The organism is Microbacterium sp., assembly GCF_029263575.1.
GTDB lineage: Bacteria > Actinomycetota > Actinomycetes > Actinomycetales > Microbacteriaceae > Microbacterium.
Genome location: NZ_JAJUFV010000135.1, coordinates 1 through 7951, shown reverse-complemented (window position 1 = coordinate 7951; position 7951 = coordinate 1). Strand labels below are relative to the sequence as shown.

At 64.8% G+C, this 7951-nt stretch carries 8 protein-coding genes; 2 read left to right on the top strand and 6 right to left on the bottom strand.

Going from position 1 to position 7951, the window contains the following annotated elements; translation table 11 throughout:
• Together Q1J95_RS12475 and Q1J95_RS12470 are read right to left on the bottom strand one after the other, a co-directional pair.
• Nucleotides 1–972, bottom strand: a 972-nt coding sequence (locus Q1J95_RS12475; RefSeq protein ID WP_300268022.1) for a 3-isopropylmalate dehydrogenase, incomplete at its 3' end; no start/stop codon positions are given.
• Nucleotides 973–1023: 51 nt separating this feature from the next.
• Nucleotides 1024–2571 (bottom strand): MFS transporter, encoded by a 1548-nt coding sequence (locus Q1J95_RS12470; RefSeq protein ID WP_300268021.1) that lies wholly within the window; start codon nucleotides 2569–2571, stop codon nucleotides 1024–1026.
• A 63-nt stretch (nucleotides 2572–2634) separates the two neighbouring features.
• Between Q1J95_RS12470 and Q1J95_RS12465 the strand changes: the two genes are divergently transcribed.
• Nucleotides 2635–3192, top strand: a complete 558-nt coding sequence (locus Q1J95_RS12465; protein ID WP_300268018.1) for a TetR/AcrR family transcriptional regulator — start codon at nucleotides 2635–2637, stop codon at nucleotides 3190–3192.
• Nucleotides 3193–3211: 19 nt separating this feature from the next.
• Here the strand turns inward: Q1J95_RS12465 and serA are convergent, their stop codons facing one another.
• From serA to Q1J95_RS12450, 3 genes are all read right to left on the bottom strand, one after another.
• The gene (serA, locus tag Q1J95_RS12460) at nucleotides 3212–4816 is read right to left on the bottom strand and encodes a phosphoglycerate dehydrogenase (protein ID WP_300268016.1); all 1605 of its coding nucleotides are present in this window, start codon (nucleotides 4814–4816) and stop codon (nucleotides 3212–3214) included.
• Nucleotides 4817–4940: 124 nt separating this feature from the next.
• The gene (locus Q1J95_RS12455; protein ID WP_300268014.1) at nucleotides 4941–5276 is read right to left on the bottom strand and encodes a hypothetical protein; all 336 of its coding nucleotides are present in this window, start codon (nucleotides 5274–5276) and stop codon (nucleotides 4941–4943) included.
• Complete coding sequence (locus Q1J95_RS12450; RefSeq protein ID WP_300268012.1) at nucleotides 5273–5785, bottom strand: hypothetical protein; 513 nt, start codon at nucleotides 5783–5785, stop codon at nucleotides 5273–5275. The genes Q1J95_RS12455 and Q1J95_RS12450 overlap by 4 nt, the downstream gene beginning before the upstream one ends.
• A 70-nt stretch (nucleotides 5786–5855) precedes the next feature.
• Here Q1J95_RS12450 and Q1J95_RS12445 point away from each other — a divergent pair, with 70 nt between their 5' ends.
• Nucleotides 5856–6758: a hypothetical protein gene (locus tag Q1J95_RS12445; protein WP_300268010.1), complete on the top strand. Its 903-nt coding sequence runs from the start codon at nucleotides 5856–5858 to the stop codon at nucleotides 6756–6758.
• Nucleotides 6759–6971: 213 nt separating this feature from the next.
• Here Q1J95_RS12445 and ilvC read toward each other — a convergent pair.
• Nucleotides 6972–7951: ketol-acid reductoisomerase (gene ilvC, locus Q1J95_RS12440; protein WP_300268008.1), on the bottom strand; the 980-nt coding region annotated here is incomplete at its 5' end.

The window sequence follows — 7951 nt, the reverse complement described above, 5'->3', positions numbered from 1 at the left end:
CTCGACCGCGCTGGTCACGCGGCCGGCGTCCTCGCGGAGCCCGAGATGGTCGAGCCGGAGCGCTGCGGACAGGATCGCCGCCGTGGGGTCGGCTTTGTGCTGGCCTGCGATGTCGGGCGCCGAACCATGACCGGGCTCGAACATCGAGGGGAACGTGCCGTCGGGGTTGATGTTTCCCGATGCAGCAAGGCCGATGCCGCCGGTGACAGCACCTGCCAGGTCTGTGAGGATATCGCCGAAGAGGTTGTCGGTGACGATCACGTCGAAGCGCGAAGGGTTCGTGACCAGGAAGATCGTCGCCGCGTCGACGTGAAGATAGTCTACGACCACATCCGGATGCTCGGCAGCCACCTCGTTCACGATGCGCTGCCACATTCCTCCGGCGTGGACGAGCACGTTGGTCTTGTGCACCAGTGTCAACTTCCGACGGCGGCGCTCGGCGAGCGCGAACGCCGCACGCACGACGCGGTCGACACCATACGCGGTGTTGACGCTTGTCTCATTGGCCACCTCATGCGGTGTACCCGGGCGGATGGCACCGCCGTTGCCGACGTATGGCCCCTCCGTACCCTCGCGCACGACGACGAAATCCACCTCGCCGGGGTCGGCGAGCGGCCCCGGGGCGCCGGTGAACAGCTTCGACGGACGCAGGTTGACGTAGTGGTCGAGGGTGAAGCGCAGCTTCAGCAGCAACCCGCGTTCGATATTCGCATCCTTCAACCGCGGGTCGCCGGGCATTCCGCCGACGGCGCCGAGAAGGATCGCATCATGTGCGCTGATCGCGGCGAGGTCGTCATCGGTGAGCGTGTCACCCGTTGCGAGATAACGGTCGGCGCCGAGCGAGAACCGTGTCTTCTCGAATGTCACGTCGCTTTCTGCGGTGACGGCGTCAAGCACCTTCTCTGCTTCGGCGACGACTTCGGGACCGATGCCATCACCGGGGATGACGGCCAGTTTCACGACACGCGACATGCTTCTCCTTGCACCGGGAAAACCCGCGACGGACTGCCTGAGCGGGTACCCCTAGCGTACTGGTCGGCGCGGACGCGACGTACGTAGCGTGACAGCGGCGATCACGCCGGCCAACACGACGAGAGCGGCGCCGATGAGCGATGTGATGGTGACGCCGGCTTCAAACGCGGATGCCGCAGCATCCCACAGTTGCGCTCCCAACGCCCCAGGCAGCTGATGCGCCGTCGTGTACGCGCCGGCCAGGGTCTCTCGCGCCGTCTGCGCGGCCTCCCCGGAGATGCCCTCGGGAATCACGAGCGCACCACGGTAGAACGCGGTGAGGATGCCGCCGAGCACAGCCGTTCCCAGCACGGCGCCGAGCTCATACGCGGTCTCGGACACGGCACTGGCGGCACCGGCCTTGGACGCGGGCGCGCTCGACAGAATGAGCTCGTTCGAGATCGTCTCTGCCGCGCCGATTCCGATTCCGAGCACAGCGAAGGCCAGCGCCAATGGCAGCACCCCGTGCCCTTCGGTCGTGAAGGCGACCAGAAGGTAGCCGATAACGGTGAATACGAGTGCCGACGGCACGACGAGGTGCGGTGCGATGCGGCGTGAGATCGGAACGACGCAGAGTCCGGCCACGATCACAGCCAGCATGCCCGGAACCAGCGCGACGCCCGCCAGCATCGGCGACATGCCCAGCACCAGTTGCAGATACTGCGGAACGAAATACAGAAAACCGACCAGAGCGACGACGCTCAACAGGTTCACGAGAATCGCGCCTGAGAACGTCCCTCGCCGAAACAGTGCCATGTCGAGCATCGGTGACGCCGAGCGCAGCTGCCGTCGGACGAACAGCACCCCCATCGCCGCACCGACGACGACCCAGATCACGGCGAAAAGGGTCGGCCCATCGACAGCGAAGGATTTGATCGCGTACACGATCGGAATCATCGTGGCCATCGACAGAGCGATGCTCACCGGATCGATCTTGCCTGGGGCGGGGTCGCGGCTTTCCGGTACCAGCAGCGGTGCGCCGATCAGCAGCGGGATGAGCACGGGGACGGCGATCAGGAACACCGAACCCCAGGCGAAGTGCTCGAGCAGGAAACCACCGACGATCGGACCGAGCGCAGAGCCGGCGGAGAAGGCCGACGCCCAGACAGCAATCGCCAGACGACGCTGATCGCGGTTCAGGAAGATCGAGCGCAGGAGCGACAGCGTCGACGGCATCAGCATCGCGCCGAAGAATCCCAGCAGCGCACGGGCCGCGATCAACAACGCAGCTGTCGGGGCGAATGCCGCCACGACAGAAACCGCCGCGAACCCGGTCGACCCGATCAGAAGCATCTTGCGGCGACCGAACCGATCGCCCAGCGTCCCCATCGTGACGAGCAGGCTCGCGAGCACGAGCGGATAGGCATCGATGATCCACAGCTGCTCAGCGCCGCTCGGCGACAGCGCCAGTGCGATCTCCGGCAACGCGAAACTCAGCACGGTGTTATCGACCGAGATCAACAGCACCGGCAGCATGAGCACGACGAGCGCGAACCAGCCGCGCACGCCAGCACGTGGGGCGTTGATACCACTGGTCTCGATGGAGCCGGTGTGAGCCATCACAAATCTTCCTTAACATGCACGACGACGATTACTGAACCGTCCAGATGGTATAGTAACACCATGTCACGACCACCACACGCCCGAGAGAAGGTTCTCGACGCCTTCGAGGCGATCCTGATCGACGACGGCGAACGATCGGCCACGCTGGATGCCACCGCCAAGGCCGCCCGCGTCTCCAAGGGCGGTCTGCTCTACCACTTCGCCAGCCGAGACGATCTCATCGCCGGCCTGATCGAGCGCCTCGAAACTCTCGCCGACGCGGATCGCGACCGCATGCGCACGGCGCCCGACGGACCGGTGTCCTACTACGTGCGCACGTCCGTCGTGGAAGATGCCGCTCTCGCCCGTGCGCTCGTTGCCGCCTCCCGTGTGGCTCAGGGTGGATCGACAGCGGCCTCAGACGCACTGCATCGCGTGCGCGACGCCTGGGCAGAGCTGCTGCGGCCGCACGTGCGCGATGACACCGCGCTCGATCTGGTGATGCTCGTCGGAGACGGTCTGTACTACAACCACACCCTCGGCTTCGCTGGCGCCGCGGCACCGGAGTCGTCCGGTCCGATGCCCACCGGCGAACAGCTACGGAAACTCATCGAGCTCACCGTGCGCGCCACGTCGTGACGCGGCATCCGTCCGGATATCAGACCTCGGTGATCTCCACCGGGCTGATCATCGTCGCCTCGATGGCCTCGCAGACCTGCGCAAGCAGCTCTTCCGGCACACGCGAGTCGACCGTCAGAACCGTGAGGGCCTGCCCGCCGGCCTCACGGCGCGCGACCTGCATACCAGCGATGTTGATGCCTGCCTCGCCGAACTTCTGTCCGTAGACCGCGACGATACCCGGGCGATCGGTGTAGCTCATCACGATGTGGTGCTCAGCGATCGGCACTTCGAGGTCGTGGCCGTTGATTCCGACGATCTTCTGCACCATGCGTGTACCGGCCAGCGTGCCAGAAACGCTCAGCACCGAGCCGTCGGTGAATGCGCCGCGGAGCGTTGTGAGGTTTCGGTACTCGGGACTTTCCTTCTCGACGATCAGTCGGGTCTCGATGCCACGATCCTCGGCGAACAGCGGGGCGTTCACATAGGACACGTTCTCGCTGACGACGTTCGAAAGCACGCCCTTCAACGCCGCCAGGCGATAGACGCTCACGTCGTAATCGGCCAGCTCGCCTCGAACTTCGACATCGAGGCTCGTCAACGCCGCTGTGCTCAGGGCGCTGAAGATCTGACCGATCTTCTCCACGAGCGCGATCCCCGGGCGCACGAACGGGTCGATGATGCCACCGGCGACGTTGACGGCGTCGGGAACAAGGTCGCCCTCGAGTGCGAGCTTGACCGAGCGCGCCACGGAGACTCCCGCTTTCTCCTGCGCCTCATCGGTCGACGCACCGAGGTGAGGTGTGACGACGACGTTCGGCAGGTTCAGCAGAGCGTGGGCGGAGCCGCCTTCGGCGGGCGGCTCGGAGGTGAACACGTCGAGTCCCGCACCGGCGATCTCCCCCGCGACAAGAGCGTCGCGAAGCGCCTCTTCATCGATCAGACCGCCGCGAGCCACATTGATGACATACGCCGTCTTCTTCATCGCCGCGAACTGCTCGGAACTGATCATGCCGGTCGTCTCCGGCGTCTTCGGCATGTGAATCGTCAGGAAGTCGACCTCAGCGACGAGCTCGTCCAGCGTGCGAAGTTCAACGCCGAGCTGTTGCGCTCGCGCACTCGTGACGTAGGGGTCATAGGCGACGACCTTCATCCCGAAGCTCTGCATACGGGCGGCGACAAGCGCGCCGATACGACCCAGCCCGACGATTCCCAGCGTCTTCTCGAAGAGCTCTGTGCCGGTGTACGAGCTGCGCTTCCACTGTCCTGCCGCAAGCGATGCGTGTGCCGCCGGAACGTGGCGGGCAAGGCTCAGAATGTGCGAACAGGTGAGCTCTGCTGCCGAGATGATGTTCGACGTCGGCGCGTTGACGACCATGACACCCGCTTTTGTGGATGCCGGGATGTCGACGTTGTCGAGACCGACACCTGCACGCGCGATTACCTTGAGGTGCGGGGCGTGACTCAGCGCCTCGGCGTCGATCTTGGTCGCCGACCGCACAAGCACGGCGTTGGCATCTGCCAGCGACTCGAACAGTGCGGGCCTATCTGTGCCGTCGACCTGACGCACGTCGAAATCAGGACCGAGAGCTTCGATCGTTGCGGGCGAGAGAACTTCGGCGAGGAGCACGACGGGCTTGGGCACAGAGGATCCTTCAGGACATTCGACACAGCGCGGATGGGACCGATGCGCCGCACACCGTCGGGGGCGCGATCGCCTCCCACCTTACCGGAGCGGATTCGATGCTCCGTTCTGTGTTTCCTCGTGTTCAGGCGCTCAGAAACGACGTCGTGAGCATGCTCAACGCGGCCACGTTCATCCAGAAAACCGCGACGAGACCGAGCCCGGCGACGAGGGTGATGGCCAACTCAGCCTTGGAACGGCGCCGACCGAGCGCGAGAGCGATCACGAACACGAGCACGGGAAACAGCACCGAGAAGATCAGCACGAACCAGCCGTATGCGTTGATGCCCGCGGGCGCCACCGTGAGCAGATAGGCCACCGCATTCCACACGGCGTACGCGTAGAAGAGACCAGCGAAACCGATGATGATGCTTCTGCCGAGGCCGAGCCCTGCCGACGCGGCCGCCGTGTTCTCGCTCATGCGCCCCCCGCCCCGGTCATCACGAACGGCCACGGGATGAGCAGCAGGATGCCCCCGATCATAGCGAGCACGCGCACCCACGCCCGTGACCGCCTCGTCAGGTGCCAGACAGCCGCGAACCAGATGGCTGGCGTAAGCACGGCCGTCCAGAACGCGACCTGGTACATCACCTCGGGAATGAGGAAAATCGCGCTGCCGTGGAGATTCAGCCCGCCGATGATCCAGCCGACCGTATACAGCAGGTAGACGCCGCCGACGATACCGATGAACAGGAGCATGGGAGTGCTGAGCGGCTGAGGCTCGCCGGGTTCGGTGATCGTTCCGTCTTCAGCGATGCGCCCGATCGTCTCGCTGTCTTTGCCTACGGCATTCCACCCCTCCGGCAGGGCACGATTCTCCGGCCGGGCGGGCTCTTCCGTCCGGGCGCTCTTCTCCGGCCGGGAACGCTTCGATGACGTTATGTCTTCGTCTCCTTCCCAGGAGAGAGCCTCATCAGCATCCGATGTCATAGTCCCAGCGTAGCGATGCCGCTGCCCTCCCGATATGCTCAGGTCGATCACTTCACGAGGGGAACCCACGGTGGCGAAGATCGAGAGCACGTCCGCGTCTGACAGAGCGTGGACTCCCACGCCCGAATCGAAGAAGAAGGCGACGACGTTCCGGTGGATCGCCGCCGCGCTGTGGGCGATCGCTATCGCAGCAGAGGCCGTCGCTGTCTTCTGGCTGCTGCGTCAGCGTGAATTCGTCGGACAGGATGGCGCACTCGTCCGTGACGGCGAGACGGGCCTGCTTGAGTCGCAGAACGCGACCGCGACGTTCCCGCAGTGGGCCTTCATCGCCCTCATCGTGGCGCTCGTCGTCATCGCCGCACTGTCGATCACGGGCTCGCTGCTATGGAAGAAGGCGAACCGCCTCGACCCTGCCCAGAAGGCCGACAAAGTCCGCTTCTTCGTGCAGAACCAACTCGGCGCGATCATCGCGGTCATCGCATTCCTGCCGCTGATCATCCTGATCTTCCTGAACAAGGATATGGACAGGGGACAGAAGGCCACCGCCGGGATCATCGGCATCGTGCTGGCCGCGGTGGCGGTGGTGTTCGGCATTGACTACGACCCAGCCTCGGTCGAGGAGTACACCGCCGATCAGTCAACGGTGATTCAACTGCTCGGACAGGACGAAGTCGTCTGGGTCGAGGGCGGAAGGGTCTACCACGTCTGCGATCGGGTCTCTGATATTCAGACCGGCAGTGAGATCCTCACCGGAACGACGGCTGAAGCGGTCGAGGCAGGAAAGACACGACTCACGCTCGAATTCGCGTCTGAATTGCGCACGTGCAACCTCGCCGTGCCCGAGAACTCCGACGAGATCGTCGAAGCGTTGCGGGCGATCCGCGACGGCAGGACAGACACCATGCTTCCCGCTCCGGTGTGGGCGAATCCCACTGACGCACCGATAGAGATCGACGACGCCCCCGCCGAGTGACCCCGCACGTCGCCCGGACGTTTCCCCGAACGCCGAGACCCCGTCGTATCGCCGAGCCCCGGTCGTATTCACGAATATACGACCGGGGCTCGATGCGAAGACGGGGTCTCGGCGAGGTGAAACGGGCGTCGGCGTCGGCGTCAGCGCGCAGCGCCGCCGTCGACCCACGCCGCGCAGCGGCCAGAAGACACAGCCCTCCGGACGGCGTCGACGTCAGCGCGCAGCGCTGCCGTCGACGTAGTCCTCGTCCTGCTGCTTCCAGGCGAACAGCGAACGCAGTTCCTTACCCGTGGTCTCGATCGGGTGCTGCTCTTCTTTCGCGCGCAGTTCCTGGAACTCCGTGGCTCCGTTGTCCTGATCGTCGATGAAGCGCTTCGCGAACGATCCGTTCTGGATGTCGGCGAGTACGGCCTTCATGTTCTCCTTCACGCGGGCATCGACGACGCGAGGCCCGGAGACGTAGTCGCCGTACTCCGCCGTGTCGGAGATCGACCAGCGCTGCTTGGCGATGCCGCCCTCCCACATGAGGTCGACGATGAGCTTGAGCTCGTGCAGCACCTCGAAGTACGCGATCTGCGGCTGGTAGCCGGCCTCGGTGAGCGTCTCGAAGCCGGCCTGCACGAGGTGGCTCATGCCACCGCACAGCACGGCCTGCTCGCCGAAGAGGTCGGTTTCGGTCTCTTCGGTGAAGGTCGTCTTGATGACACCGGCACGGGTGCCGCCGATGGCCTTGGCGTACGAGAGTGCGAGGGCCCAGGCCTGGCCGGATGCATCCTTCTCGACGGCGATGATGTCGGGGATGCCACGACCGGCGACAAACTCACGACGGACGGTGTGTCCGGGAGCCTTCGGGGCGACGAGGATGACGTCAACTCCCTCAGGTGCGTCGATGTAACCGAAGCGGATGTTGAAGCCGTGTGCGAAGGCCAGTGTCTTGCCCTCGGCCAGGTTCGGCGCGATCGACTCGGAGTAGATCGTGCGCTGGTGCTGGTCGGGAGCGAGAATCATGATGACATCGGCCCATGCCGTCGCGTCCGCGACGGACTTGACCGGGAAGCCGGCCTCTTCCGCCTTGGCTGCGGACTTCGAGCCGTCTTTGAGTGCGATCGCGACCTCGACACCCGAGTCGCGCAGATTCTGCGCGTGGGCGTGGCCCTGCGAGCCGTAGCCCACGATCGCAACCTTCTTGCTCT